At 72.4% G+C, this 26,614-nt stretch carries 30 protein-coding genes; 25 read left to right on the forward strand and 5 right to left on the reverse strand.

The genetic code is table 11. The features are described from left to right. Nucleotides 1-6: 6 nt before the first annotated feature. The 5 genes from NYE39_RS16100 to NYE39_RS16120 are packed head-to-tail and all read left to right on the forward strand — an operon-like array spanning nucleotide 7 to nucleotide 6,640. Nucleotides 7-2,379, forward strand: coding sequence for a [protein-PII] uridylyltransferase (locus tag NYE39_RS16100; RefSeq protein ID WP_341013281.1), 2,373 nt, complete (start codon nucleotides 7-9; stop codon nucleotides 2,377-2,379). A 10-nt stretch (nucleotides 2,380-2,389) separates the two neighbouring features. After that, a complete protein-coding gene (ffh, locus tag NYE39_RS16105; protein ID WP_072624124.1) occupies nucleotides 2,390-4,021 on the forward strand; it encodes a signal recognition particle protein in 1,632 nt (543 codons plus the stop codon). Nucleotides 4,022-4,028: 7 nt separating this feature from the next. Next, nucleotides 4,029-4,850: an alpha/beta fold hydrolase gene (locus NYE39_RS16110; protein WP_341013282.1), complete on the forward strand. Its 822-nt coding sequence runs from the start codon at nucleotides 4,029-4,031 to the stop codon at nucleotides 4,848-4,850. Between the two features lie 47 nt (nucleotides 4,851-4,897). Continuing rightward, nucleotides 4,898-5,542: an SDR family oxidoreductase gene (locus tag NYE39_RS16115; RefSeq protein ID WP_341013283.1), complete on the forward strand. Its 645-nt coding sequence runs from the start codon at nucleotides 4,898-4,900 to the stop codon at nucleotides 5,540-5,542. Nucleotides 5,543-5,551: 9 nt separating this feature from the next. After that, on the forward strand, nucleotides 5,552-6,640 hold the full coding sequence (locus NYE39_RS16120) for an amidohydrolase family protein (RefSeq protein WP_341013284.1): 1,089 nt from the start codon (nucleotides 5,552-5,554) through the stop codon (nucleotides 6,638-6,640). Nucleotides 6,641-6,673: 33 nt separating this feature from the next. On the opposite strand, the gene NYE39_RS16125 is transcribed toward NYE39_RS16120, so the two are convergent. Next, nucleotides 6,674-7,594 (reverse strand): sulfite exporter TauE/SafE family protein, encoded by a 921-nt coding sequence (locus tag NYE39_RS16125; protein ID WP_341013285.1) that lies wholly within the window; start codon nucleotides 7,592-7,594, stop codon nucleotides 6,674-6,676. 166 nt (nucleotides 7,595-7,760) lie between these two features. Here NYE39_RS16125 and NYE39_RS16130 point away from each other — a divergent pair, with 166 nt between their 5' ends. The 5 genes from NYE39_RS16130 to trmD all read left to right on the forward strand — a co-directional run bounded on the left by NYE39_RS16130 (nucleotide 7,761) and on the right by trmD (nucleotide 10,986). Beyond that, nucleotides 7,761-8,222, forward strand: coding sequence for an RrF2 family transcriptional regulator (locus tag NYE39_RS16130; protein ID WP_072624129.1), 462 nt, complete (start codon nucleotides 7,761-7,763; stop codon nucleotides 8,220-8,222). A gap of 165 nt (nucleotides 8,223-8,387) precedes the next feature. Continuing rightward, nucleotides 8,388-8,900, forward strand: a complete 513-nt coding sequence (gene rpsP, locus NYE39_RS16135) for a 30S ribosomal protein S16 (RefSeq protein ID WP_072624130.1) — start codon at nucleotides 8,388-8,390, stop codon at nucleotides 8,898-8,900. Nucleotide 8,901: 1 nt separating this feature from the next. Continuing rightward, nucleotides 8,902-9,144 carry an RNA-binding protein gene (locus NYE39_RS16140; RefSeq protein WP_072624131.1) on the forward strand — a complete coding sequence of 81 codons (243 nt, stop codon included), beginning with the start codon at nucleotides 8,902-8,904 and terminating at the stop codon, nucleotides 9,142-9,144. A 90-nt stretch (nucleotides 9,145-9,234) separates the two neighbouring features. Next, on the forward strand, nucleotides 9,235-9,783 hold the full coding sequence (gene rimM, locus NYE39_RS16145) for a ribosome maturation factor RimM (RefSeq protein ID WP_192911712.1): 549 nt from the start codon (nucleotides 9,235-9,237) through the stop codon (nucleotides 9,781-9,783). Between the two features lie 3 nt (nucleotides 9,784-9,786). Then, nucleotides 9,787-10,986, forward strand: coding sequence for a tRNA (guanosine(37)-N1)-methyltransferase TrmD (gene trmD / locus NYE39_RS16150; protein ID WP_341013286.1), 1,200 nt, complete (start codon nucleotides 9,787-9,789; stop codon nucleotides 10,984-10,986). Nucleotides 10,987-11,014: 28 nt separating this feature from the next. Here the strand turns inward: trmD and NYE39_RS16155 are convergent, their stop codons facing one another. Next, entirely contained in the window at nucleotides 11,015-11,374 is a 360-nt protein-coding gene (locus NYE39_RS16155) for a hypothetical protein (protein WP_341013287.1), read from the reverse strand. A gap of 182 nt (nucleotides 11,375-11,556) precedes the next feature. Between NYE39_RS16155 and rplS the strand changes: the two genes are divergently transcribed. From rplS to NYE39_RS16200, 9 genes are all read left to right on the forward strand, one after another. Next, nucleotides 11,557-11,913 (forward strand): 50S ribosomal protein L19, encoded by a 357-nt coding sequence (gene rplS, locus NYE39_RS16160; RefSeq protein ID WP_341013288.1) that lies wholly within the window; start codon nucleotides 11,557-11,559, stop codon nucleotides 11,911-11,913. Nucleotides 11,914-11,947: 34 nt separating this feature from the next. Next, the gene (gene lepB / locus NYE39_RS16165; RefSeq protein ID WP_341013289.1) at nucleotides 11,948-12,640 is read left to right on the forward strand and encodes a signal peptidase I; all 693 of its coding nucleotides are present in this window, start codon (nucleotides 11,948-11,950) and stop codon (nucleotides 12,638-12,640) included. A 109-nt stretch (nucleotides 12,641-12,749) separates the two neighbouring features. Continuing rightward, complete coding sequence (gene lepB, locus NYE39_RS16170; protein ID WP_341013291.1) at nucleotides 12,750-13,571, forward strand: signal peptidase I; 822 nt, start codon at nucleotides 12,750-12,752, stop codon at nucleotides 13,569-13,571. Continuing rightward, nucleotides 13,568-14,362 carry a ribonuclease HII gene (locus NYE39_RS16175; protein WP_341013292.1) on the forward strand — a complete coding sequence of 265 codons (795 nt, stop codon included), beginning with the start codon at nucleotides 13,568-13,570 and terminating at the stop codon, nucleotides 14,360-14,362. Before lepB (NYE39_RS16170) ends, NYE39_RS16175 begins: the two co-directional genes overlap by 4 nt. Continuing rightward, a complete protein-coding gene (locus tag NYE39_RS16180) occupies nucleotides 14,359-14,673 on the forward strand; it encodes a DUF2469 domain-containing protein (RefSeq protein WP_072624137.1) in 315 nt (104 codons plus the stop codon). Before NYE39_RS16175 ends, NYE39_RS16180 begins: the two co-directional genes overlap by 4 nt. Before the next feature lie 117 nt (nucleotides 14,674-14,790). After that, nucleotides 14,791-15,162, forward strand: a complete 372-nt coding sequence (locus NYE39_RS16185) for a YraN family protein (protein ID WP_192911715.1) — start codon at nucleotides 14,791-14,793, stop codon at nucleotides 15,160-15,162. Beyond that, nucleotides 15,159-16,700, forward strand: a complete 1,542-nt coding sequence (locus tag NYE39_RS16190) for a YifB family Mg chelatase-like AAA ATPase (RefSeq protein WP_072624139.1) — start codon at nucleotides 15,159-15,161, stop codon at nucleotides 16,698-16,700. The genes NYE39_RS16185 and NYE39_RS16190 overlap by 4 nt, the downstream gene beginning before the upstream one ends. Further along, entirely contained in the window at nucleotides 16,697-17,893 is a 1,197-nt protein-coding gene (gene dprA / locus NYE39_RS16195; RefSeq protein ID WP_341013293.1) for a DNA-processing protein DprA, read from the forward strand. Before NYE39_RS16190 ends, dprA begins: the two co-directional genes overlap by 4 nt. Before the next feature lie 247 nt (nucleotides 17,894-18,140). Continuing rightward, entirely contained in the window at nucleotides 18,141-19,085 is a 945-nt protein-coding gene (locus NYE39_RS16200) for a tyrosine recombinase XerC (RefSeq protein WP_341013294.1), read from the forward strand. Nucleotides 19,086-19,162: 77 nt separating this feature from the next. Here the strand turns inward: NYE39_RS16200 and NYE39_RS16205 are convergent, their stop codons facing one another. Together NYE39_RS16205 and NYE39_RS16210 are read right to left on the reverse strand one after the other, a co-directional pair. Further along, the gene (locus NYE39_RS16205) at nucleotides 19,163-19,651 is read right to left on the reverse strand and encodes a murein hydrolase activator EnvC family protein (protein ID WP_341013295.1); all 489 of its coding nucleotides are present in this window, start codon (nucleotides 19,649-19,651) and stop codon (nucleotides 19,163-19,165) included. Nucleotides 19,652-19,737: 86 nt separating this feature from the next. Next, nucleotides 19,738-20,895 (reverse strand): pyridoxal phosphate-dependent aminotransferase, encoded by a 1,158-nt coding sequence (locus NYE39_RS16210; protein ID WP_072624142.1) that lies wholly within the window; start codon nucleotides 20,893-20,895, stop codon nucleotides 19,738-19,740. Between the two features lie 215 nt (nucleotides 20,896-21,110). Here NYE39_RS16210 and rpsB point away from each other — a divergent pair, with 215 nt between their 5' ends. Further along, nucleotides 21,111-21,989: a 30S ribosomal protein S2 gene (gene rpsB / locus NYE39_RS16215; RefSeq protein ID WP_072624143.1), complete on the forward strand. Its 879-nt coding sequence runs from the start codon at nucleotides 21,111-21,113 to the stop codon at nucleotides 21,987-21,989. Between the two features lie 52 nt (nucleotides 21,990-22,041). After that, complete coding sequence (gene tsf, locus NYE39_RS16220; protein WP_072624144.1) at nucleotides 22,042-22,869, forward strand: translation elongation factor Ts; 828 nt, start codon at nucleotides 22,042-22,044, stop codon at nucleotides 22,867-22,869. Nucleotides 22,870-22,941: 72 nt separating this feature from the next. On the opposite strand, the gene NYE39_RS16225 is transcribed toward tsf, so the two are convergent. Beyond that, a complete protein-coding gene (locus NYE39_RS16225) occupies nucleotides 22,942-23,523 on the reverse strand; it encodes an antibiotic biosynthesis monooxygenase (RefSeq protein ID WP_318843255.1) in 582 nt (193 codons plus the stop codon). A gap of 105 nt (nucleotides 23,524-23,628) precedes the next feature. Here NYE39_RS16225 and pyrH point away from each other — a divergent pair, with 105 nt between their 5' ends. The 4 genes from pyrH (at nucleotide 23,629) to NYE39_RS16245 (ending at nucleotide 26,613) form a co-directional block, all read left to right on the forward strand. Further along, the gene (gene pyrH / locus NYE39_RS16230; RefSeq protein ID WP_072624146.1) at nucleotides 23,629-24,354 is read left to right on the forward strand and encodes a UMP kinase; all 726 of its coding nucleotides are present in this window, start codon (nucleotides 23,629-23,631) and stop codon (nucleotides 24,352-24,354) included. Between the two features lie 74 nt (nucleotides 24,355-24,428). Next, nucleotides 24,429-24,986 carry a ribosome recycling factor gene (frr, locus tag NYE39_RS16235; RefSeq protein ID WP_072624147.1) on the forward strand — a complete coding sequence of 186 codons (558 nt, stop codon included), beginning with the start codon at nucleotides 24,429-24,431 and terminating at the stop codon, nucleotides 24,984-24,986. 1 nt (nucleotide 24,987) lies between these two features. After that, complete coding sequence (locus NYE39_RS16240) at nucleotides 24,988-25,866, forward strand: phosphatidate cytidylyltransferase (RefSeq protein WP_341013296.1); 879 nt, start codon at nucleotides 24,988-24,990, stop codon at nucleotides 25,864-25,866. Between the two features lie 117 nt (nucleotides 25,867-25,983). Next, entirely contained in the window at nucleotides 25,984-26,613 is a 630-nt protein-coding gene (locus tag NYE39_RS16245; protein ID WP_185221839.1) for an HNH endonuclease family protein, read from the forward strand. Nucleotide 26,614: the final 1 nt, after the last annotated feature.

The following is a 26,614-nucleotide window of genomic DNA, read 5'->3' on the forward strand; positions in this document are numbered from 1 at the left end:
GACACCATGACCCGCACCGGAAGCGACATGCGATCCGCGCGGCTCGATCTCGCCGGCACCCGGGAGTTCACGCTCCCGGGTGCCGGCGAGGCCCGCCGCGCCGCGATCAGCGAGGCGACCCGCAGCTGGCTGACCGATCTCCACCTCGACGCCGTGGGGGAGCGCCCCGGCATCGCGCTCGCCGCGGTGGGCTCCCTGGGGCGTGGCTGGTCCGGCCCGCTCAGCGACCTCGACCTCGTCCTCGTCCACGACGGCCGCAGCATCCGCGCCGACGACCTCACGGCCATGGCCGACCGGCTCTGGTACCCGATCTGGGACTCCGGGCTGGCGCTCGACCACTCGGTCCGCTCCGCGGCCGAGTGCCGCAGCGTCGCCCGGGAGGACCTGTCAGCGGCGGTCGGCCTGCTCGACCTCTCCCTCGTCGCCGGCGACGAGGAGCTCGTCGCGGGGGTGCGCTCCACCGTCTCCCACGACTGGCGCTCGGGTGCCCGCACCCGGCTACCGCAGTTCGTCGAGTCCGTGCGCGCCCGCCACCACCGGCACGGCGACCTCAGCCAGCAGATCGAGCCGGACCTCAAGGAGGCCCTCGGCGGCCTGCGGGACGTCACCGTGCTCGACGCCCTCACCCGGGCCTGGCTCACCGACCGACCGCACGGTGCCGTCGGACCGGCCCTGACCCGGCTGCTCGATGTGCGTGACGCCCTGCACGTCGTGAGCGGGCGCGGTCGCGACCGGCTGCTGCGCGAGGAGCACGACGCCGTCGCCGCACTGCTCGGCCACGCCGACGCCGACGAGCTGCTCACGAGCGTCTCGAGCAGCGCCCGCACCATCGCCTGGGCCCTCGAGTCGACGATGCGCCGTGCCGGTCAGAGCCAGCGTGCCCGCGTCCTGCGGGTCGGCCCGCGCCGCCCGTCGATGACCCCGCTCGGGCACGGACTCTTCGCGCACGACGGCGAGGCCGTCCTCGGTACGACCCGGCTCGTCGGCGTCGAGCCGACCCTCCCCCTTCGCGCCGGTGTCGTCGCCGCACGCCACCGCCTGCCGCTCGCGCCGCAGACCCTGACCAACCTCGCCGACTGCCCGGACCTGCCGACACCGTGGGACCGTCAGTCCCGCGACCTGCTCACCGACCTGCTCGCCGCCGGGCCCGGGCTCGAGGCCGTCTGGGAGGGGCTCGACCAGGTCGGCGTCGTCGAGCGCTGGCTGCCGGAGTGGGCCGCTGTGCGGTGCCGCCCGCAGCACAACCCCGTGCACCGGCACACCGTCGACCGGCACCTGCTCGAGACCGTCGCGCAGGCCACGGCGCTCGCCCGCGACGTCGCCCGCCCGGACCTGCTGCTCCTCGCTGCGCTCCTCCACGACATCGGCAAGATCGCCGGGGCCCGCGACCACTCCCGCACCGGTGCCGACATCGCCGACACCGTCCTGCGGCGCTGGGGACTGGCCGACGCCGACCGTGAGCTCGTCGTGCTCCTCGTGCGCGAGCACCTGACGCTCATCGAGATGGCCACGCGCCGTGACCTCTCCGACCCGGCGACGTCGGCCGCCGTGTGCGACCTCGTGGGCCAGGACCCGCAGGCCTTCGAACTGCTGCGGGCGCTCACCGTCGCCGACGCCCGGGCCGCCGGCCCCACCGCGTGGACCGACTGGCGGGCCAGCCTGCTCGACACGCTGACCGGGCAGGTTCGCGACCGGCTCACCGGGGTGGCGCCGCCGGTGCCGCCGCTCGCCCCTGACCCGCAGGTCGACGAGGAGGCCCTCGGCGACGTCGTCGCCGGCCGGCCGCACGTGCGCGTCGACCCGGGGCCGGGTGGCTGGACGCTGACGATTCACGGCCGCGACCGCACGGGGCTCTTCGCCGACACCGCCGGCCTGCTCGCGGCCCACGGCATGACCGTGCGCCGCGCCCGGCTGGCGACGGTCGACGGCATCGCCGTCGACGAGTGGTTCGTCGAGTCGCCAGGGGGAGACCCTCCGGAGCCGCTGCGGATCACGGCCGGGCTGACCCGGCTCGAGGCCGGTGACCGCGCGGCACTCGGCTCGCTCGCGCGCCGTCGCCGCGGCCCGGAGCGTCCGGGGACCGCCGGCGGCACGCGGGCCTTCGTGCTGCCCAGCGCCGGGAGCGGGGCGACGGTCATCGAGGTCCGCTCCCAGGACCGGCCCGGGCTGCTGCACGACCTCGGTCTGGTCCTCGCTGCCGAGGGGATCAGCGTGCGCTCCGCGCACATCTCGACCCACGCGGGGCAGACCCTGGACACCTTCTACGTCACCGATCGGGACGGTCGGGAGCTCGGTCCGGCGGCCGTGGCGCGGACCGTGTCGGCCGTCATCGACGGGTGTGACGGGGAGGTGGACGAAGGGAGCGCCGCGGGCAGATAGCCTTGGCCGGGTGTTCACCAGCCTGTCCGACCGCCTGACCGCGACCTTCAAGAACCTCCGCGGCAAGGGGCGCCTGTCCGAGTCCGACGTCAACAAGACCGTCCGTGACATCCGCATGGCGCTCATCGACGCCGATGTGGCGCTGCCCGTCGTCAAGGAGTTCACCGCCGCCGTCCGCGAGCGGGCCACCGGCGCGGAGGTGAGCCAGGCGCTCAACCCCGCCCAGCAGGTCATCAAGATCGTCAACGACGAGCTCGTGACGATCCTCGGTGGCAACACCCGCACGATCCAGTTCGCCAAGCGGCCGCCGACGGTCATCATGCTCGCGGGCCTCCAGGGCTCCGGCAAGACGACCTTCGCCGGCAAGCTGGGCGCCTGGCTCAAGGAGCAGGGGCACACCCCGCTGCTCGTTGCGGCCGACCTGCAGCGCCCCAATGCCGTCACCCAGCTCGAGGTGACCGGTCAGCGTGCCGGGGTCCCGGTCTTCGCGCCCGAGCGCGGCAACACCGGCGGCCACGACGCGGTCCTCGAGTCGGGGGAGGGCACCCGCTCCTTCGGTGACCCGGTCGGCGTGAGCCGCGCCGGCATCGCGCACGCGCAGGCCCAGCAGCACGACGTCGTCATCGTCGACACCGCCGGCCGTCTCGCCGTCGACGCCGAGCTGATGCAGCAGGCCGCCGACATCCGCGCCGCGATCGAGCCCGACGAGGTCCTCTTCGTCATCGACTCGATGATCGGCCAGGCCGCGGTCGAGACCGCGCGTGCCTTCGCCGAGGGCGTCGACTTCACCGGTGTCGTCCTGTCGAAGCTCGACGGTGACGCCCGAGGTGGTGCCGCGCTGTCCGTCGCGGGCACGACGGGGCGGCCGATCATGTTCGCCTCCACCGGCGAGCAGACCAAGGACATCGAGGTCTTCCACCCCGACCGCATGGCCGGTCGGATCCTCGACATGGGTGACGTCCTCACGCTCATCGAGCAGGCCGAGCGCGCCTTCGAGCGTGGCGAGGCCGAGGAGATGCAGCGCAAGTTCCTCGCCGAGGAGGACTTCACCTTCGACGACTTCCTCCAGCAGATGTCCGCGATCAAGCGGATGGGCTCGCTGAAGTCGATGCTCAAGATGATGCCGGGCATGGGCCAGATGTCGGCCCAGCTCGACGCCCTCGACGAGCGGGAGTTCGACCGGGTCGAGGCGATGGTCCGCTCGATGACCCCCTTCGAGCGCACCCACCCCAAGCAGATCAACGGCTCGCGCCGCTCGCGCATCGCCAAGGGCTCGGGCGTCACGGTCTCCGAGGTCAACCAGCTGCTCGAGCGCTTCACCGAGGCGCAGAAGATGATGAAGCAGATGGCCCGCGGAGGCGGCATGCCGGGCATGCCCGGCGTCCCCGGCATGGGCGGCGGGGGCCGCAAGAAGCAGACCAAGCAGCCGAAGAAGAAGGGCAAGTCCGGCAATCCCGCCAAGCGCGCCCAGCAGGAGCGCGAGGCGGCCGAGCGGGCTGCGGGCCGCGGGCCTGCCGGGTCCTCCTTCGGTGGCGGCGCCGGTGCCGGCGGTGCCCAGGGCGGACCGGGCGGCCTCCCGGCCGACCTCGACCCGAGCCAGCTGCCGAAGGGTTTCGACAAGTTCCTGGGCGGGGGCAGCTGAGCCCAGCATGAGCACGCCGATGCTGCACGCCGTGACCTCGGGGGAGTCCGGTCCCCGGGTCGCCTTCTGCCACGGCCTTTTCGGGCAGGGCCGCAACTGGACCCAGATCGCCAAGGGCCTGGCGGACATCTGCCGCCCGACGCTGCTCGACATGCCTGACCACGGGCGCTCGCCGTGGACCGAGCGCTTCGACTACGCCGGGGCGGCCGACCTCGTCGCCGACTCCCTTCGTGCGATCGACGACACCGAGCCGTGGATCGTCGTCGGGCACTCCATGGGCGGCAAGATCGCCATGCTCGTGGCCCTGCGCCACCCCGAGCTCGTCGACCGGCTGTGCGTCGTCGACATCTCGCCGGCCGCGACGACGAGCTTCAGCGAGTTCGAGACGTACATCGCCGCGATGCAGGCGATGGACCTCGGCAGCATCACCACCCGTGAGCAGGCCGACGCGTCGATGCGCGAGGCCGCACCCGATCCAGGGGTGCGGGCCTTCCTCCTGCAGAACCTGCGCCGGGAGGGCGACGGCTGGCGCTGGCAGCCCAACCTCGAGGTGATCGGCCGCGACATCGCCACCATCGGCGGCTGGCCCACCGAAGAGGTGGCGGGTCTCGCCCCCTTCGACAAGACGGTGCTGTGGCTCGCCGGCGAGCGATCGCTCTACGTCACCGACGACGACCTCGCCGAGATGCGACGGCTCTTCCCCCGGGTGCGGCTCGTGACCGTCAAGGGTGTCGGGCACTGGGTGCACTCCGAGGCGCCCGAGGTGACGCTCCAGGCGCTGCGGACGCTCATCACCTCGTCACGCGGACGCCGGAGTGTGATGGAGTAGAGGGGTCCGGCGGACCCGCCGGGCACCTCGACCGAGAGGACCTGATCATGTCCCGCATCGTCGTCATCGGTGGCCACGGCAAGGTGGCCCTGCTGCTCACCCCGATCCTCGCCGAACTCGGGCACTCGGTGACCTCCGTCATCCGCAACCCCGATCACGCCGCCGACGTCGAGGCGGCAGGGGCGACCCCGCACGTCGCCGATGTCGAGATGCTCGACACCGACGGCATCGCCGAGGTCCTCGCGGGCCACGACGCGGTCGTGTGGTCCGCCGGCGCCGGCGGGGGAGACCCCGAGCGCACCCGGGCCGTGGACCAGGACGCGGCGATCCGCTCGATGGAGGCCGCGCGACAGGCCGGCGTGCGGCGCTACGTCATGCTGAGCTACTGCGGCGCCGGGCCCGACCACGGCGTCGACCCGAGCGACCCCTTCTACGCATATGCCGAGTCCAAGGCCGCGGCCGACGAGCACCTGCGCGGCACCGACCTCGACTGGACCATCCTCGGGCCGAGCAACCTGACCCTTGACCCGCCGACCGGCAAGATCCAGGTCGGCCGGGAGGGGAGCGGTCAGGTCTCGCGAGCCAATGTCGCCCGGGTGATCGCGGCGACCCTCGAGGCCAACGGCACCGTGCGGCGCACCATCGAGTTCCACGACGGGGAGACTCCGATCGACGAGGCGATCTCGGGCTAGCCTCGGGTCATGGCTGATGTGCTGCACGTCAAGGGCGAGGTGCTGGTCTCCGAGCAGGAGAGCGTGCCCGAGCTGTGGGTCATCGACGGCAAGGTCTCCTTCACGCCGCCGACCAGCGGTGACGTCGAGACGGTGACCGGCTACGTCCTGCCGGGCTTCGTCGACGCGCACTGCCACGTCGGTCTCGACGCCCACGGGGCGGCCGACGAGGCGACGAGCGAGCAGCAGGCGCTCACCGACCGCGACGCCGGGACGCTGCTCATCCGTGACGCCGGCTCCCCGGCCGACACCCGCTGGATCGACGAGCGCGACGACCTGCCCAAGATCATCCGCGCCGGCCGGCACATCGCCCGGACCAAGCGCTACATCCGCAACTACGCGCACGAGGTCGAGCCCGAGCAGCTCGTCTCGCGTGTGCGGGCCGAGGCCCGTGCCGGCGACGGCTGGGTCAAGCTCGTCGGCGACTGGATCGACCGCGGAGTCGGCGACCTCGCTCCCTGCTGGCCCAGCGAGGTGCTCGTCGAGGCGATCGCCGCCGCCCACGAGGAGGGGGCGCGGGTGACCGCCCACTGCTTCGGCGAGGAGTCGCTCGCCGACTTCGCCGCCGCGGGCACCGACTGCATCGAGCACGCCACGGGGCTGGTGCCGGAGACGATCTCGACCTTCGCTGCGCAGGGCATCGCCATCGTGCCGACCCTGGTCAACATCGAGACCTTCCCGCAGATCGCGGCCCCCGCCGCGGAGAAGTTCCCCGACTACCACCGGCACATGCTGCAGCTGCACGAACGGCGCTTCGAGACGATCGCCGCGGCGCACGACGCCGGCATCGACGTCTTCGTCGGCACCGACGCCGGGGGCTCGCTGCCGCACGGCCTCGTCGCGCAGGAGATGGAGCTGCTCACCCGCGCGGGCTTCTCCACCCGCGAGGCCCTGGCGGCCGGCACGTGGCGCTCCCGTGACTGGCTGGGCCACCCCGCCATCGCCGAGGGCGAGGACGCCGACCTCGTCGTCCTCGCCGACGACCCCCGCGAGGACGTGCGCGCCTGCGGCACACCGGCACACGTCATCCTGCGGGGCGCTCGCGTGGGCGGTCGCTGACCCCCTTCGACCCGTGGGGTCGGCGGGCGGGGGTCAGGCCGGCTCGCCGACGAGCTCGCGCTCGGTCTCGCCGTCGGTGGCTGCCGCGTCGGCGGCGACCTCCGCACGGTGGGCGCGGACGCTCCAGGCCACGGCACCGATCCACAGGGCGAGGATCAGGACGTAGGCGGTCACGGTGGGGGCGCCGGTGACGCCGACGCTCTCGAGGATCGTCTTGGAGTTGGTGAGGACGATGATCCCGCCGACGGCGGACCCGAGGACGCGCGGGGGGATGGTGCGCACGAGCCACGCGGCGATCGGAGCGGCGATGACGCCACCGAGCAGCAGCATGGCCACCCACGAGAAGTTGATCCCCTGGGAGCCGAGCGCGGCGAGGAAGCCGATGCTCGCGGAGAGGGAGATGAGGAACTCGCTGGTGTCGATGGAGCCGATGACCTTGCGCGGCTCCAGGCGGCCGCTGGCGAGGATCGCCGGGGTGCCGACGGGACCCCAGCCACCGCCACCGGTCGCGTCGACGAAGCCACCGAAGAGCCCCAGAGGAGCGAGGAAGCGCTTGCGCAGCGGGGTGCCGAGGCGGTCCTTGCGCAGGCCCTTGAAGGTGAAGCGCAGCAGGACGTAGAGACCCAGGGCCAGCAGGATGCCGGACATGATCGGCTTGGCCGTCGACGTGTCGAGGCTGGCGAGGAAGGTCGCGCCGGCGAAGGCGCCGACCGCGCCGGGGACGCCGATCTTGAGCACGACCGGCCAGTCGACGTTGCCGAAGCGCCAGTGCGAGGCGCCCGAGACGAGCGTCGTGCCGATCTCGGCGAGGTGGACCGTGGCGGAGGCGGCGACGGGGTTGGTGCCGATGGCCAGGAGCAGGGTGGTCGTCGTGACGCCGTAGGCCATGCCGAGCGATCCGTCGACGAGCTGGGCGAGGAGGCCGACGACGGCCAGGAGGACGAGCTTGCGCATACGGAGGACTCTTTCCGTGAGGAGTGTGCGACGGCCCGGGAAGTCAGGGCATCTCCCATGGGACTAGAGGGAGTTTTACCTACGGCTCGCTTATGGGTCAAGTAACGGTCAGTTATGTCTCAGGGTGTGGTCCGGGCGTCGGTGGGCGAGCGGCGATACTGGGGGCATGGACATCTCGGCCCGATCGGACTACGCCGTCCGCGCGATGCTCACCCTGGCCGCCTCGGGCGAAGGGGGGACACCCGTCTCCGTCGTCCGGCTGGCTGCGGAGCAGGAGCTGCCGCGCAAGTTCCTCGAGGCGATCCTCGCCGACCTGCGCCGCTCGGGGCTCGTCTCCAGCCGCATGGGCGCCAACGGCGGCTACCTCCTCGCCCGGGCCTCCGCCGACATCACCGTCGGTGATGTCATCCGCGCCGTCGACGGCCCGCTCGCCGAGGTTCGCGGGGAGCGGCCGCAGGCGACGAGCTACGAGGGGGCGGCGACCCACCTGCGCACCGTCTGGGTGGCCGTGCGCTCGAGCGTGCGCTCCGTCCTCGACGGCACGAGCCTCGCCGACGTGCTGACCGGTGACTTCCCCGACGCGGTCACCGAGGCGGTGGCGGCCCCCGGGGCCTGGGAGAACCGCTGACCGGTTTTTGCCGGGGGTGACTCCTCGTGGAAGAATCCCCCTTCGTACCCGTCCGCGCCGGGGATCTCTCCTGCGTGCGCCGGATGCCTACACCCCGAGCTCGATACCCCGTGCGATCCGCGCACGGTCTCGCCGTGCTCATGAACTCGAAGGAGACCACGCACCGTGGCCGTCAAGATTCGTCTCAAGCGGATGGGCAAGATCCGCGCCCCCTTCTACCGCGTCGTCATCATGGACTCCCGTGCCAAGCGGGACGGCCGGGCGATCGAGGAGATCGGCAAGTACCACCCCACCGAGGAGCCCTCGGTCATCGACATCGACAGCGAGCGCGCGCAGTACTGGCTCTCCCAGGGCGCCCAGCCCACCGAGGCCGTCGCCGCCCTGCTCAAGGTCACCGGTGACTGGCAGAAGTTCAAGGGTGAGGCCGGCGCCGAGGGCACCCTCAAGGTCAAGGAGCCCAAGACCTCCAAGAAGGACCTCTACGAGGCCGCCCTCGCCTCCTCCGACAAGGAGGGCGCGGAGCACGAGGCCATCACCGCGAAGAAGAAGGCCGACAAGGAGGCCGCCGACAAGAAGGCTGCCGAGGAGAAGGCCGCTGCGGAGAAGGCCGAGGCCGAGGCTGCCGAGGCCCCCGCCGAGGAGACCCCGGCCGAGGCCGAGACCACCACCGAGGCCTGACATGCTCGACGAGGCGCTCGAGCACCTGGTCACCGGCATCGTCGACCACAAGGACGACGTCGTCGTCCGGAGCAAGCAGCTGCGTCGCGGCCAGATCCTCGAGGTGCGCGTGCACCCCGACGACCTGGGTCGCGTCATCGGCCGCTCCGGCCGCACCGCCTCCGCGTTGCGCACCGTCCTCGGTGCGCTCTCCGGCGGGGAAAACGTGCGGATCGACATCGTCGACACCGACCGCGAGCGCTGAGGGCAGCGCCCACGTCATGACGGATGGCCGTCACCCTGCGGGGTGGCGGCCATTCGCCATGTCGGGGCGCGGGTACATATCTTGTCCGGCATGACTTCCACGCAGGGCCACGTCGTCGCCCGCATCGGCAAGCCCCACGCGCTGCGCGGCGAGGTGACCGTCCAGCTGCACACGGACGACCCCGAGAGCCGGCTGGTGCCCGGCGCCGTCTTCGAGACCCGGGCCGAGCCCGGGTCTGGCGTGCCGCGTCGCCTCACCCTGGCGACGACGCGGGTGCACCGCGGCATCTGGCTGCTCGGGTTCGAGGAGATCCCCGACCGCACGGGCGCCGAGTCGCTGCGCGGGACCCGGCTCGTGCTGTCGGCCGACGAGCCAGACCCGACAGCCGACGACGAGGGCTGGTACGAGGCGGACCTCGTGGGCCTGACCGCGTTCGCGCCCGACGGCACCACGGTCGGCGAGGTGGTCGCGCTCGAGCTCGGCGCCGCCCAGGACCGGCTGCGACTGCGGCGACCCGACGGCAGCGAGGCGCTCGTCCCCTTCGTCGAGGCGCTCGTCCCGGAGGTCGACCCCGAGGCCGGCCGACTCGTCGTCGACGCGCCCCCCGGTCTGCTCGACATCGACGCGAAGGGGGAGTGAGCCGTGCGCATCGACGCCGTCTCGATCTTCCCCGACTACCTCGCGGCCCTCGACATCTCGCTCATCGGCAAGGCCCGTCGCGAGGGGATCATCGACCTGCGGGTCCACGACCTGCGCGACTTCGCCCACGACCGGCACCGCACCGTCGACGACACCCCCTACGGCGGGGGAGCGGGCATGGTCATGAAGCCGCAGCCGTGGAGCGAGGCCCTTACTCACGTCCTCGACTCGGCGGACGAGACGACCGGCCCGGCGCCGGTGCTCGTCGTGCCCGGGCCCGGCGGTGAGCGCTTCACCCAGGCGACCGCGCGCGAGCTCGCGCAGGCGCCCTGGCTGGCCTTTGCCTGCGGCCGCTACGAGGGCATCGACGAGCGGGTCTACGAGTGGGCGGCCGAGCGGATGCCCGTGCGGGTGGTCTCGCTCGGCGACTACGTGCTCAACGGCGGCGAGGTCGCCGTCCTGGCGATGGTCGAGGCCATCGGTCGGCTCCTGCCCGGCGTCGTCGGCAACGCCGAGTCGCTCGTCGAGGAGTCGCACGAAGGGGGTCTGCTCGAGTACCCGATCTACACCAAGCCCGCGGTGTGGGACGGCGGTGACGGGGTCGAGCGCACCGTGCCCGACGTCCTCCTCGGGGGCAACCACGCGGCCATCGCGCAGTGGCGTCACGAGCAGCGGCTCGCTCGTACCGCCGCCCGTCGTCCCGACCTGCTGCACGTGGCGGCGACGACGGAGGAGCTCGCCGGGCTCGAGCACTCGGTCGCCACCCGGGCGGATGCCGCGGAGCTGACCGTGCTGCAGAAGGCCTGCTGGATCGAGATGGTCACGCCCGAGCAGCACTGGTGGGGCGCGCCCGCCGAGGACGCCGCGACCGTCGCCGACAACCTCGAGCACTGGACGACGCACCTCTTCCGCTCGCAGGGGCGTCTCGTCGGGTCGGTCCGGGTGCGGCGCGACCCGCAGGAGCCGACGACCTGGCAGATCGGGCGCCTCATGGTCGCGCCCGATCTGCAGGGACGGGGGCTGGGGCGGGCGCTGCTCGCGCACGCAGAGGCCCTCGCCCCGGCCGACGTGCGGACCTACTGGCTCAACACCGGGGCCGACCAGTCGCGTCTGCTGCGGCTGTACAAGAAGGCCGGGTACCGCGTGTGCGGCCCCGGGGAGGGCCCGGGCACGGTCGACCTCAGCCGTCCCGTGCGCAGGTGAGTCACCCCCTTCGTCACGAGGGGAGGGGTCACAGGCAGGCCGGGAGCCAGACGCGCAGGGCGACCTCGAGCGCGGCGGTGCCCACGAGGGCCGCGAGCAGCCAGACCCACCCACGCGCCCGGTGACCCAGGGAGAGCAGGGCGACCGGGATCGCCAGCACGAGGAAGACCACGGGCAGGCTGGTCCGCAGGGCCGGGCCGAGGGCGTCGATGCCACCGCACTGCGCCCCGAGCCCGGCCTCGAGGTCGATGAGCCCGCGCAGCCGCGAGGTGAGGACGGCAGTCGCCGGCGCGAGGAGGGTCACGGTGAGCACGGCACCGACGGCACGGCCGAGGCGCGTGCCGCCGACGGACGTCGCCTCGTCGGCGGTCGGTCGATTTCTGGTCACGCGCTCCCTCTGGCAGACTTGGACATCGCGCTCATGGACACCGCCCCTGCCACAGGGGGAGTGCCGGGAGCGACGAGGCCGACAGGCATCGTCACCCGCTGCACGCGGCGGTGGGCGCGACACCTCACACAGTACTGACGAGGGCGGACGACCTGTGGCGTCCGCAAGAAAGCGACAGCGCCATGCAGCGTTTCGACGAGATCGACAAGGCGTCCCTGCGGGACGACATCCCCGAGTTCCGGGCCGGCGACACCCTCAAGGTCCACGTCAAGGTCATCGAGGGCAACCGTTCTCGTGTCCAGGTCTTCCAGGGCGTCGTCATCCGCCGCCACGGCGGCGGCGTGGGCGAGACCTTCACCGTCCGCAAGGTCTCCTTCGGCGTCGGTGTCGAGCGCACCTTCCCGCTCCACACGCCGGTCATCGAGAAGATCGAGGTCGCCACCCGTGGTGACGTCCGCCGCGCGAAGCTGTACTACCTGCGCAACCTGCGCGGCAAGGCGGCCCGCATCCGCGAGCGTCGCGAGACCCCCGCGAGCTGACCCTTGCCCTGCCGCGGGCTCTAGGCTGACCCCGATGTCGACCGAGCCCACCCAGGACACCAGCGCCTCGACCCCCGCCGGAGACCCGGCGGGGGTCGACGCGTGTCCGGCCCGCCGGCTCCTGCTCGAGATCGGCATCGCCGTGCTGCTCGTCGTGCTGCTGCGAGCCTTCGTCATGCAGTCCTTCCACGTCCCGAGCGGGTCGATGGAGCCGACGATCATGCCCGGCGACCGGGTCGTCGTCACCAAGATCGGCGCGGGCGAGGTGGAGCGCGGTGACGTCATCGTCTTCGACGGCACCGACACCTTCGCGGCCGCCGACCGCACCCCCTTCGCCTCCGACGGGGTCATCGGGCGCACCCTGTCCGCGATCGCCTCGACCCTGTCGATCGACCTGGGCGAGCAGGACTTCCTCAAGCGGGTCGCCGGGGTCGGGGGAGACCGGGTGACGTGCACGCCCGAGGACGGTCTGCAGGTCGACGGCCAACCCGTCGACGAGCCCTGGCTGGAGCCGGGGACGACCGCCTGCGACACCCCCTTCGACGTCACCGTCCCGCAGGGGCGCCTCTTCGTCCTCGGCGACAACCGCGACGACTCCGCCGACTCCCGTGCCCACCTCGGTGACCCCGGCGGTGGCATGGTCCCCGTCGACGACGTCGTCGGCCACGTGGCTTGGCGCTACTGGCCGCTGGACCGGATCGGTGGCTTCGGGGACCACGCCGCGTGAGCGACCGGTTGCCGGGACACGGTGGTCACGGATGCGCCGAAGCGGGCGTCGAGCAGCAATACTGGAGCGGATGACGCCCGAACCCGGGGCGCGGTAGAGGAAGAGACCTGTGGCACACGATCCTGATTCGGCCCACGCAGAGGCCGAGGACGCCGAGCGGGAGCGGGCCCGGGACGAGCGGACGACCAACGAGCGCGGCTTCGGCGCCCGGCTCGGCGCGGCGGTCAAGGAGATCGTCGTCGTGCTGGCGATGGCCCTGACCCTGTCCTTCATCGTCAAGACCTTCCTCGTCCAGGCCTTCTTCATCCCCAGCGAGTCGATGCAGGACACCCTCCTCGTCGGCGACCGGGTCGTCGTCTCCAAGCTCACGCCGGGTCCCTTCGACATCAAGCGCGGCGACATCGTCGTCTTCGAGGACCCGGGCGACTGGCTCAGCCCGACCCCCGAGACGAGCCGCGGGCCGGTGCTCGACGGGGTGCGTGACGCGCTGATGTTCGTCGGCCTGCTCCCCGACACCTCCGAGGGGCACCTCATCAAGCGGGTCATCGGCCTGCCCGGTGACCACGTGCAGTGCTGCGACGCCGAGGGGCGCCTGCTCATCAACGGCGAGCCGGTCGACGAGTCGCCCTACCTCAAGCCCGGGGTCGAGGCGAGCGATCAGGAGTTCAACATCACCGTGCCGAGCGGGAGCCTGTGGGTCATGGGTGACAACCGCAGCGACTCGAGCGACTCGCGCTTCCACGACCCTGGCGGCACCGGCGACAAGGGGTCCGTCCCGATCGACCTCGTCGTCGGTCGTGCCGTCGTCACCGTCTGGCCCTTCGACCGCATGACGACGCTGAGCGACCACAGCGAGGTCTTCTCCGAGGTCCCCGACGCGGGCAGCAACCGCTCGCTCGGCCCGCCCGCGCGCGAGCCGCACACGTCGTGACGCCCGCTCGCCGCGGGCCCCGCTCCGGGCGTGGCCTCTCCGGCAAGCCCAGCCTGCGCGTCGAGCGCGAGCTGCAGCGTGCCGGGCACCGGGTGCTCGCCGGCATGGACGAGGTGGGGCGCGGTGCGCTCGCCGGGCCGGTGAGCGTCGGGGTCGTCGTCATCGACGAGACCTGCCGCACCGCGCCGGCCGGTGTGCGCGACTCCAAGCTGCTCACGCCCGCGGCGCGTGAGGCGATGGTCCCGCGGCTGCAGCGCTGGGCGCTCGCGCACGCCGTGGGCCACGCGCTGCCGGCCGAGATCGACGAGATCGGCATCATCGCCGCCCTGCGGCTCGCCGGGCGCCGTGCCCTGGCCCGGATCGACGTCGTCCCCGACCTGGTGCTGCTCGACGGCAACCACGACTGGCTCACCGCCCCCGAGGAGGTCGGGCTCTTCGCCGAGCTGTCCGGTGGTGCCTCGACGCCGCCGGTGCGCACGATGATCAAGGCTGACATGCGGTGCAGCTCGGTTGCGGCGGCGAGCGTGCTGGCCAAGGTCGAGCGCGACTCCCGCATGGTCGAGCTCGCGCAGACACACCCGCACTACGGCTGGGCCGACAACAAGGGCTACTCCGCGAGTGCCCATCTCGACGCGCTCGCGGCCCACGGGCCGAGTGAGGAGCATCGCCGCTCGTGGTCCCTGCCGGGGGTGGCGGCCGTCGTGCCGCAGGCCGTGGGGGATGATGAGGTCGGACCGGGCGAGGGCCACGAGCTGCTCGCCGGCACGGTGAGCGAAGGGAGGTCCCGGTGAGCTCTGAGGACCTGGAGAAGTACGAGACCGAGATGGAGCTCGCGCTCTATCGCGAGTACCGCGACGTGGTGCACCTCTTCAGCCACGTCGTCGAGACCGAGCGGCGCTTCTACCTCGCCAACAGCGTCGACGTCACGGTCCGCGGCGAGGGAGCCGAGGTCTACTTCGAGGTGACGATGCAGGACGCGTGGGTGTGGGACATCTACCGTCCCGCGCGCTTCGCCAAGCAGGTGCGGGTCGTCACCTTCAAGGACGTCAACGTCGAGGAGCTCGCCAAGTCCGAGCTCGAGATGCCCGACGGCGGCTTCTAGCCGAGTCGGGACCCCGTCCCCAGACCCGGTGCGGCGAGCAGCGGTGTCCACAGCCGCGAGGTGATGGCCTCGTCGGAGCCACCGGCCACCTTGACTGGAGGTCGGAGGTGGTCGCAGATGACCGAGGTGGAGCCCACACGGGCGAGCGTGGGAGCGGACGGCGAGGACTTCGCCGTGACCTTCCTGACCAGGCAGGGCATGCAGTTGCTCGACCGCAACTGGCGGTGCAGCGAGGGCGAGATCGACCTCGTCATGAGAGACGGCGACGTGGTCGTCGTCTGCGAGGTCAAGACGCGGCGCAGCCGTGCCTTCGGTGACCCCGTGCACGCGATCACCCGGGCCAAGCTCGCGCGGCTGCGTCGGCTGGCGGGGCGGTGGCTCGCCGAGCACCGGGTCGACGCCCCGGGCGTGCGGCTGGACTTCGTCGGGCTGGTCCGCGACGCCGACGGCCTCTACGAGGTCGACTTCCGGCCCGGGGTGGGGCAGTGAGCATCGGGGTGACCCGCGGGGTGGCGCTGCGCGGGATCACCGGTCACCTCGTCGACATCGAGTGCCACGTCGGGCGAGGGCTCCCGGCCTTCGACATCAGCGGCCTGCCCGACGCGGCGCTGCGCCAGGCACCCCAGCGGGTGCGGGCAGCGTCGATCTCCGCCGGCTTCTCGCTCAACTCCCGCCAGCTGACGGTCAACCTGTCGCCCGCATCGATCCCCAAGCACGGCACGGGCTTCGATCTCGGCATCGCCGTCGCCGTCCTCGCCGCCTGCGAGGAGCTGCCGGCGGCGCTCGTACGACCCGTCGTGCACCTCGCCGAGCTCGGCCTCGACGGGCGGCTGCGGCACGTCACCGGGGTGCTGCCGGCGGTGCTCGCCGCGCAGGCCGCCGGCTGCGAGCACGTCGTCGTCGCACCCGAGGACGTGGCCGAGGCCCGGCTCGTCGAGGGGGTGCGGGTCTCCACGGCCGGCACGCTCGGGGAGCTCGTGCTCGCCTACCGCTCGGCGCAGCGCGAGGGCGGCGGCCTCCACCCGGCCGACGAGGCATCCGTGACGCCCGGTGGGCCGGCAGCTCGACGGCTGGACCTGGCCGAGGTGTCCGGCCAGCACGAGGCCCGCACGGCACTCATGCTCGCAGCGGCGGGCGGGCATCACCTGCTGCTCAACGGTCCACCGGGTTCGGGCAAGACGATGCTCGCCGAGCGGCTCGTGACGATTCTGCCGCCGCTGACCCGCGAGCAGGCGCTCGAGACCCTGGCCGTGCGCTCCCTCGTCGGGGTGGCACCGCCGACCGGCCTCGACGTCGTGCCCCCCTTCGTCGCGCCGCACCACTCCGCGAGCGTCGCAGCCCTCGTCGGCGGGGGCTCGGGCGTCGTGCTGCCGGGCGCGCTGTCCCAGGCGCACCACGGGGTGCTCTTCCTCGACGAGGCGGCTGAGTTCGGCAGCGCGGTGCTCCAGGCCTTGCGGCAACCGCTCGAGTCCGGGCGGGTCGTCATCGCCCGGGCGCGCGAGCGGGTGACCTACCCGGCCCGGGTCCAGCTGGTCCTCGCGGCCAACCCGTGCCCGTGCGGGGAGGGCCACGGCAAGGGACTGGCCTGCCGGTGTCGACCGACCGAGCGGCGGGCCTATGCGGCCCGGCTCAGCGGACCGCTGCTCGACCGGGTCGACATCCAGGTGCAGGTGCCCAAGGTCAGCCTGGCCGACCTCAGCGAGGACCCGCCCGACTCGAGCGAGGCGGTCGCCGCCCGCGTGCTGGCCGCCCGCGAGGTGCAGAGACGCCGGTGGGAGCCGCTCGGCTGGTCGCTCAACAGCCAAGTCCCCGGGCCGCAGCTGCGCCGCCGACCGTGGCGCCTGCCGTCAGCCACGACTGCCACGCTCGATCGGGCGCTCGACCTGGGGCAGGTGACGGTCCGCGGCTACGACCGGATCCTGAGGTTGGCGTGGACCTCGGCGGACCTCAACGGCCGTACCGTCCCGAGCCCGACCGATGTGGGTCTGGCGCTGATGTACCGCACGCAGGGCGCGGTGGCGGCATGAGCCGGTCCGAGGTCGCTGGCATCCCGACGAGTGCCGAGGTCGCTCGCGCCCACGCGATGGTCGGGTCCAACGAGCGGCGGGCGCGGGTCGCCTGGTCGCGGGTGCTCGAACTGCGCCGCGAGCGGGTGAGCGATGCACCACACGCCCTGCAGTCCGTCCTCGCAGAGGTCGGTCACGTCGAGGCCTGGCACCGCCTTGCCGATGGCGACCTGCCCCGCTCGGCGAGTGCCCGCGCGCACGTGGCCGGGGTCGACGTCGACGGCGAGCTGGACCGCGTCGAGCGCTCGGGGGCCCGGGTCGTGATCCCGGGAGACGCCGACTGGCCCGAGGTCCTCTCGCACCCCCTCGTCTCCCCGCACCTGCTCCACGTGCGGGGGCAGGGGTCGCTCACCGACCTGTCGGCCCGGGCCGTCGCCATCGTCGGTTCGCGGGCGAGCACGGGCTACGGCGAGGCCATCGCCCGGGAGATCGGGGCGGGCGCCGCGGGTCGGGGCTGGACGGTCGTGTCCGGTGCGGCCTTCGGCATCGATGCCGCGGCCCACCAGGGGGCGCTCGCCGTGCACGGGCCGGCCATCGCCGTGCTCCCGTGCGGGCCCGACCGGGTCTACCCGGAGGGCAACCGGCGGCTCGTCGACGCCGTCGCCGAGCAGGGGGTCGTCATCACGGAGCTGGCCATCGGGACCGTGGGCATGCGGCACCGATTCCTCTCGCGCAACCGGATCATCGCTGCCCTGTCGCAGGCGACGCTCGTCGTCGAGGCGGGGCTGCGGTCCGGCTCGCTCAACACCGCCGGTTGGGCCGAGGCGATGCGCCGCCCCGTCGGGGTCGTGCCCGGTCCGGTGACCCAGATGTCGTCCGCGGGCTGTCACGAGTGGATCCAGAAGCATCGCGGCAGTCTGGTCACCGACACCGCGGACCTGCTCGCCCTGGCCGGACGCGTGGGCGAGGAGGTCGACCAACCGGTCGAGCTCCTCGGTCCGGCCCGTGACCTCGACGTGCTCCGGCCGCCGCACCGCCGCATCCACGACCTGCTGAGCAGCCGCAGGGGAGTCCCGGTCGGCGAGCTCGCGATCGAGCTCGTGGTGCCGCTCGAGGAGGTGCTCGCCGACCTGGCGGAGATGTCGCTCGAGGGGTGGGTGGTGCAGGACGACACCGGCGGCTGGCGTCGCGGCCCCGGCCCGGGGCCCAGATGAAGGTCAGATGAAGAGACCCTCACGAGTCGTTCGCCCCGCCAGCCCGATCCGGCTCCCAGCGTCGAGGTGCCGCGAAGGATCGGGGCGAGGGATCGGCAGGGTGAGGACCGAGGCGGTCGCGCGCTGGGTGCGACGCGCCCGCTGGCTGCGCACGACAGCCGTGGCTGGCGCGTGGCCCAGCGGCTCGACGAGGTCCTCACGGCGTGACCTGCGGGACGCGCCGGCCCGACCGTGGCACCGTGGGGGCGTGAGCGCTGCGTCGACCCCGGAGCCGGCGCCGACCCCAGCGTGGGTCGGCGAGGCCGTCGACGCCTACGCCGCGCACCTGCTGCGTGAGCGCGATCGATCGGAGCACACGATCAGGGCCTATGCGGGCGACGTGCGCGCCTGCCTCATGTGGTGTGCCCACGACGGCAGCGACGCGCTCGCCGACGTCACGCTGGCGCAGCTGAGGTCCTGGCTCGGCAGCCTCGCCTCGGGGGGCGCCGCCCGCGCGACCCTCTCCCGCCGGTCGGCCGCGGTACGCACCTTCTTCGCCTGGACGACGCGCACCGGCCGCACCGCCACGGACCCCGCACTGCGGCTGGCGTCCCCCAAGCGGCAGCGCACCCTGCCCGACGTCGTCTCCCGCGACGGCATGAGTGCCGTGCTCGACGTCGCGGCAGTCGCCGCGGACGACGAGGACCCGATCCACCTGCGCAACCGCGCCGTGCTCGAGCTGCTCTACGCGAGCGGGATCCGGGTCAGCGAGCTCACCGGCCTCGACGTCGACGACCTCGATCGCGGTCGACGGGTCGTGCGGGTCCTCGGCAAGGGTCGCAAGGAGCGCGTGGTGCCCTATGGCGCGCCCGCCGACGAGGCTCTCGGCGAGTGGCTGGAGCGTGGACGACCCCGGGTGGTCGTCGAGGGGTCGGGCCCGGCGCTCTTCCTCGGCCATCGGGGCCGCCGGGTCGACCCGCGCCAGGTCCGAGAGGTCGTCCACTCCCTGCTCGCCCACGTGCCCGATGCGCCCGATGTGGGGCCGCACGGCCTGCGCCACTCGGCCGCGACGCACCTGCTCGAGGGTGGCGCTGACCTGCGCATGGTCCAGGAGCTCCTCGGCCACAGCTCGCTCGCGACGACCCAGATCTACACGCACGTCTCGCTCGACCGCCTGCGCCGCAGCTACGAGCAGGCGCACCCCCGCGCCTGAGCCCTGCGAGCGGGTAGAGGTGTCACCGACCGGATGCCGGTCGGGATCACCTCGACCCGGCACCACGGCGCAGGCGCTCACGGGACGGGCAGGAGGATCACCCGGCGGGCACCGAAGAAGGTCATCGGGTCGAGGTAGGTCGGCCCGCGACGCGCACCCAGGTGGAGGCAGGCCGCGGGAGCGCAGTGCCCCGACTCCGGCCCGATCGTGCCGATCCGCTGGCCACGCGCCAACCGGTCACCCGTCGAGACCGTGGCGTCGACCGGCTCGTAGGTGCTGCGCACACCGTCGGCGTGGGTGACGCTCACCGTGCCCCGACCGGCGATCCGACCACGATGGGTCACCACCCCGTCGGCGACCGCGGTGACCGGCCCGCCCCGCGCGGTCGACAGGTCGATGCCGCGATGACCGGCGCCCCACTGCTCCTCCGGCGCGTCGAAGGGGGCCGCCACGGCCGGGCGGGCACCGCCCCCGACCGGCCACGACCAGCGAGCCGCGGCAGGTGGGGCGGGTGGACCGGTGAGGGCCCCGGCCAGGGCGAGGGCGACGAAGGTGACGGTGCTCATGGGGTGAGCGTGACCCCCTTCGCGCCGCCGCCGGTGGTCCCCGTCAGACCTGTGGACGGGGCCGCCGCCCCGCCGAGGACTGTGGATCAGCCGGTGAAGGCCGCGAGACGGCGGCAGGCCTCCTCGATGACCGGCACCTGCTTGCAGAAGGCGAAGCGCACGAGGGTCGACATGCGCTGGGGGTCGTCGCAGAAGACCGAGACCGGCACGGCCGCGACCCCCGCCGCCGCGGGCAGGTCGAGGCACCACTGGAGCGCGTCGGGGACGCCGAGCGGTGCGGCGTCGGCGACGACGAAGTAGGTCCCGTCGCTCGGGCGCACGTCGAGCCCGGCGTCGGCCAATCCGGCGACGAGCAGGTCACGGCGCTCCTGCAGGGAGTCAGTGAGGTCGGTGAGCACCTGCGCTCCCAGGTCGAGCGCGTGGGCGACGGCGTGTTGCAGAGGAGAGGCGGTGGTGAAGGTCAGGTACTGCTTGACCACGCGGGCGGCGCGCACGAGAGCTGCCGGACCAGTGACCCACCCGACCTTCCACCCGGTGACGGAGAAGAACTTCCCCGCGGACCCGATCGTCAGCGTGCGCTCGGCCATCCCGGGCAGCGTCGCGATGGGCACGTGCGGCACGTCGAAGGTCAGGTGCTCGTAGACCTCGTCGCTGATGACCCAGGCGTCGTGCCGGCGGGCGAGATCGGCGACGACCTCGAGCTCGGCGCGGGTGAAGACCTTGCCGAGGGGGTTGTGCGGCGAGTTGAGCAGGACCACGCGCGTGCGCTCGGAGAAGGCCGCGGCGAGCTGCTCGGGGTCGAAGGTCAGGTCCGGGTACGACAACGGGACGGTCCGCCGCACCCCGCCGGCCAGGTCGATGCCCGCCGCATAGCTGTCGTAGTAGGGCTCGAAGGTCACCACCTCGTCGCCGGGGGAGACCAGCCCGAGCAGGCTCGCGGCGATCGCCTCGGTCGCCCCCGAGGTGATGAGCACCTCCGTCGCCGGGTCATGACGAAGGGAGTGGTGGCGCGCCTGGTGCGCGGCGACCGCCTCGCGCAGGGTGGGGATGCCGATCGTCGGTGGGTACTGGTTGTGGCCGGCCGTGATCGCCGCCCGGGCCGCCTCGAGGACCTCTTCGGGACCGTCGGTGTCGGGGAAGCCCTGACCGAGGTTGACCGCGTCGTGCTCCAACGCCAGGGCCGACATCGTCGCGAAGATCGTCTCGGCGTGCGGCTCCATGCGGTCGACGAGGGGTGAGCTCATGCCCGCAGGCTACGCGGGCGACGATTTCCCCCCTTCGCCCCGCAGCCGTAGGATGAGGGGCACATCCAGTCTGTCTGGATGAATTCGCGTGTTCCTCGCCGGGTGATCAGATCACTGCGAATCCGGGGCCACACCACGGCAGTCCCGACCTCGGTCGGGCGGGGTGGGTCGGAGCACCAGGAAACAACTGACAATCGACGAGAGAGGACTTCGGCATGGCCGTCGTCACCATGCGCCAGCTCCTGGAGAGCGGCGTCCACTTCGGGCACCAGACCCGCCGGTGGAACCCCAAGATGAAGCGCTTCATCATGACCGAGCGCAATGGCATCTACATCATCGACCTGCAGCAGTCGCTGACCTACATCAACGACGCCTACGAGTTCGTCAAGCAGACCGTGTCCCACGGCGGCACGATCCTGTTCGTCGGCACCAAGAAGCAGGCCCAGGAGCCCATCGCCGAGCAGGCGACGCGCGTCGGGATGCCCTACGTCAACCACCGCTGGCTCGGTGGCATGCTCACCAACTTCCAGACGATCTCCAAGCGCCTCACCCGCCTGAAGGAGCTCGAGGAGATCGACTTCGACACCGTCGCCGGCTCCGGCTACACGAAGAAGGAGCTGCTCATCCTTCGTCGTGAGAAGGACAAGCTGGAGAAGACCCTCGGCGGTATCCGCAACATGGCCAAGGTTCCCTCGGCCGTGTGGATCGTCGACACCAAGAAGGAGCACCTGGCCGTCGACGAGGCCCGCAAGCTCGGCCTCCCGGTCATCGCGATCCTCGACACCAACTGCGACCCCGACGAGGTCGACTACAAGATCCCGGGCAACGACGACGCGATCCGTTCGGTCACCCTGCTCACCCGCGTCGTCGCCGACGCGGTCGCCGACGGCCTGATGGCCCGTGGTGGCGGCAACGCCACCGAGGGTGCCTCCGCCGCCGAGGCCGAGCCGATGGCCGAGTGGGAGCGCGAGCTCCTCGCCGGTGAGGGCACCGAGGCCGCGGCTCCCGCGACCGAGGCCCCCGCCGCCGAGGCCCCCGCGACCGAGGCGCCCGCCGCCGAGGTTCCGGCCGCCGAGGCCACCCCCGAGGCCTGAGCACCACCTCACCGACCACCGTCAACCTCTCTCGAAGGAGAACGGGACACACATGGCGAACTACACCGCCGCTGACATCAAGGAGCTGCGCGAGCGCACCGGCGCCGGCATGCTCGACGTGAAGAAGGCGCTCGACGAGGCCGAGGGCGACAAGTCCAAGGCCCAGGAGCTGCTGCGCATCAAGGGCCTCAAGGGCGTGACCAAGCGCGAGGGCCGCACGACCTCCAACGGTCTGGTCGTCGCCAAGGCGGAGGCCGGCGTCGGCACCCTCGTCGAGGTCCTCTGCGAGACCGACTTCGTCGCCAAGGGCGAGAAGTTCGGCGCCCTCGCGGACGAGGTCCTCGCCGCGGCCGTCGCGGCCAAGGCCACCGACGCGGAGACCCTGCTGGCTGCCCCCGCCGGGGACAAGACCGTCAAGGACCTCCTCGACGACGCCAACGCCACCATCGGCGAGAAGATCGAGGTCAAGCGGGTCGCCCGCGTCGAGGCCCCCAACGTCTCGGCGTACCTGCACAAGACCAGCCCCGACCTGCCGGCCCAGATCGGTGTCCTCCTGGGCACCGAGGGTGGCGACGACCAGGTGGCCCGTGACGTCGCGATGCACATCGCGGCCTTCAGCCCCAACGTGCTCACCCGCGACGAGATCGACGCCGACGTCGTCGCCAACGAGCGTCGCATCGCCGAGGAGACGGCCAAGGAGGAGGGCAAGCCCGAGGCTGCCCTGCCCAAGATCGTCGAGGGCCGGGTCAACGGCTTCTTCAAGGAAAACGTCCTGCTCGACCAGCCCTTCGCCAAGGACTCCAAGAAGTCCGTCGGCAAGGTCCTCGAGGAGGCCGGCGCGAGCGCGACCCAGTTCGCTCGCTTCCGCGTCGGTTCCTGACGAACCTCGCACAGCCGAAGGGCGCCGCCCCCCAGCCGGGGGGCGGCGCCCTTCGTCATGCCGGGAGGCAGGTCACGGCGAGCGCCGCGGCTGCGTCCACGGCAGGAAGAGCCGTGTGACGAAGGGGAGGAAGACGTACGTCATCCACGGGATAGCGATGGCGCAGGTGAGCAGCACGCGGCCCCACGCCGGCCACCCCTCGGTGACCAGGGCGAGCACGTAGGTGAGCACCAGGCTCGTGGGGAAGAAGGCGCAGAAGATGACGACCATCTGCTTCCACCGCGGCGGCGGGGGAGGGGCGATGTCGTACCCGGTCACCTCGTGCGGCTCGTCGAACCACCCCTCGATGCCGGTGCGCGACTCCATCCGGGTCGCCTCGACGAGGCGGGCGGCGGCACCGAGCCACCGGGCCCGCTCGTGGGACTCCTGCCACTGCTCGAGGGCGTCGGCGTCGGCGAAGCGGTAGAGCATGTGCCACTGATCGGACCCGAGCGACGGGCGCACCCACCCCGAGCCGAGGAAGCCGGGGAAGCGCCGCGCGAGGGTGGTCCCGGCGTCGGCCCACACCTGCATGAGGGCCTCGTCCTCGGGGCGGACGGTGCGGGTGATCGAGACGGTGACAGGGGCCGACCGGTCGGCGGGTGCGGTGCTCACGACCGGCAAGGATAAGCGGCCTCGTCATCGTGCGTGCGTCCGCAGGCCCGCACCTGTGGAAGGATCTGAGCGAATCCCCGACCTCGACCCACAGGGAGCACACCCGTGTCCGACGAGACCCCCACCAACTACCGACGCGTCCTCCTCAAGCTCTCCGGCGAGGCCTTCGGTGGCGGCAAGGTCGGCGTCGCCCCCGACGTCGTGCGCGGCATCGCCGAGCAGATCGCCGCGGCCGTGCGCGAGGGCATCCAGGTCGCGATCGTCGTCGGCGGCGGCAACTTCTTCCGCGGGGCCCAGCTGCAGGAGCAGGGCATGGACCGCACGCGTGCCGACTACATGGGCATGCTCGGCACCGTGATGAACTGCCTGGCCCTCCAGGACTTCCTTGAGGACGCGGGCGTCGACACCCGGGTCCAGACCGCCATCACGATGGGTCAGGTGGCCGAGGCCTACATCCCGCGCCGGGCCATCCGCCACCTCGAGAAGGGCCGGGTCGTGATCTTCGGCGCCGGCGCCGGCATGCCCTTCTTCTCCACCGACACGGTGAGCGCCCAGCGCGCCCTCGAGATCAAGTGCGATGCGGTCCTGATGTCCAAGAACGGCGTCGACGGGGTCTACGACTCCGACCCGCGGACCAACCCCGACGCCCGCAAGCTCGAGCGCGTCACCTACGAGGAGGCCATCCAGCAGGACCTCAAGGTGGTCGACGCCGCGGCCTTCAGCCTCTGCCGGGAGAACGAGCTGCCGATGGTCGTCTTCGGCATGGAGGGCGAGGGCAACGTCACCCGTGCCCTGCTCGGCGAGTCCATCGGCACGGTCGTGCACGCCTGAGTGAGAGACTGACCCCAGACCACCGCGGCGCCGCCGCACGCGAGGCCCCCGTGGCCGGACAGGAGAGGACGCACATGATCGAGGACGCACTGCTCGAGGCCGAGGACAAGATGACCAAGGCCGTCGAGGTGGCCAAGGACAACTTCGCCGGTATCCGCACCGGCCGCGTCAACCCCGGCCTCTTCAGCGGGGTCATGGTCGACTACTACGGGTCGCCGACGCCGCTGCAGCAGCTCGCCTCCTTCGCCACGCCCGAGGCGCGGACGCTGCTCATCACCCCCTTCGACAAGTCGTCGATGGGGGCGATCGAGAGCGCGCTGCGCGACTCCGACCTCGGGGCCAACCCGAGCAACGACGGCACCGTGATCCGGGTGACCATGCCCGAGCTGACGGCCGAGCGCCGCAAGGAGTACATCAAGCTCGCGCACAGCCAGGGCGAGGACGCCAAGGTCTCGATCCGGCACGTCCGCCGGGCGGCCAAGGACACCATCGACAAGCTCGTCAAGGACGGCGAGGTCGGCGAGGACGACGGCACCCGGGGCGAGAAGGAGCTCGACGCGCTGACGAAGAAGTACGTCGAGACCGTCGACTCGCTGCTCAAGGCCAAGGAAGCCGAGCTCTCCGAGGTCTGATGTGACCGAGCCCGAGTTCGCGACCCGTCGCTCCGCCCGCGCGGCCGCGCCCGCGCCGGCTCCGGCGCCGACGGGTCGCGCCGGGCGCAACCTGCCGGTCGCCATCGCCACGGGCGTCGGCCTCGGTGCCGGCGCCGCCGCGGCGCTGGTGATCCACCCCGTCGCCTTCGTCGTCGTCATCTGCATCGCCATGGTCGTGGCGGTGTGGGAGATGCGCCAGGCCCTGAGCGAAGGGGGGCTGTTCGCCCCCTTCGTCCCGGTCGCCATCGGCGCGGTGAGCATGACGGTCGCCGCCTACCTGCGCGGAGCCGAGGCGCTGGTCTTCGCCGCCGCCCTGACGCTCGTCGCCACGCTCATCTGGCGGGTCGCCGACGGGCTGGCCGGCGCGCTGCGCGATGTCGGCGCCGGCGCGCTGATCCTGCTCTACCCGTGCCTGCTCGCCGGCTTCGCGGCGCTGATGCTCGCCGAGCCCCAGGGGCAGTGGCGCATCCTCGTCTTCATCCTCATCACGATCTGCTCCGACATCGGCGGCTACGCCTTCGGGGTGCTCTTCGGCAAGCACCCGATGGCGCCCAAGCTCTCGCCCAAGAAGTCCTGGGAGGGCTTCGCCGGGTCGGTCCTCTCGTGCGCCGCGGTCGGGGCGATCGTCATCCCGCTCACCCTCGACGGCCTGTGGTGGCAGGGCGCGATCCTCGGGGCCCTCACCGCCCCGGTCGCGACGATCGGGGACCTCATCGAGTCCAGCCTCAAGCGCAACCTCGGGATCAAGGACATGTCCAACATCCTCCCGGGGCACGGGGGCCTCATGGACCGGCTCGACTCCCTCGTCCTCGTCATCCCGCTCATGTGGGTGGCGCTGCGGATCATCGCCCCGCACTGACGGCCCTGACCGACCTCTGACGGGGTTCCCGGCTGCGCCTGACCGCGTGTTCACCCGCGGTCGCTCACCCGCCCCTAGCGTCGCTCGTGCCCGGCACCCGACCGCCAAGGACCCGTCATGCGCCTGCGCACCACCTGCTCCGTCCTCGCCGCCACCGCGGCCACGTCCATCGCGCTGGCGCCGGCGGCGTCGGCCACCGCCGCACCTCCCGGCATCCCCTCGACGGACACCGCCATCAGCCAGCTCGCCGCCCTCCCCGTCGAGACGGAGGGCTCGATGACCGGCTACGACCGCGACGAGTTCAACCACTGGATCACCGTCGACGGGTGCGACACCCGCGAGACCGTTCTGGCCCGCGACGGCGACGACGTCGAGGTCGGCTCCGACTGCCGCCCCACCTCGGGGGACTGGTACAGCGAGTACGACGGCGAGTCCTTCACCGACGGCAGCGACCTCGACATCGACCACGTCGTCCCGCTCGCCGAGGCGTGGCGCTCGGGCGCCGACTCGTGGTCGGACCAGGAGCGGGAGGACTTCGCCAACGACCTCGAGGGTCCGCAGCTCATCGCGGTCTCGGCCTCGTCCAACCGGTCGAAGGGGGACCAGGACCCGTCGACGTGGTGGCCGACCCGCACGACCTACGCGTGCACCTACGCGAAGATGTGGGTCGCGACGAAGTACCGCTGGGGCCTGGCCCTGCAGACGGCGGAGAAGACCGCGCTGAGCACCCGACTCGAGAGCTGCTGAC

It is taken from the genome of Janibacter sp. FSL W8-0316 (assembly GCF_038004165.1).
In the GTDB taxonomy this organism is placed as follows: Bacteria; Actinomycetota; Actinomycetes; order Actinomycetales; family Dermatophilaceae; genus Janibacter; species Janibacter indicus.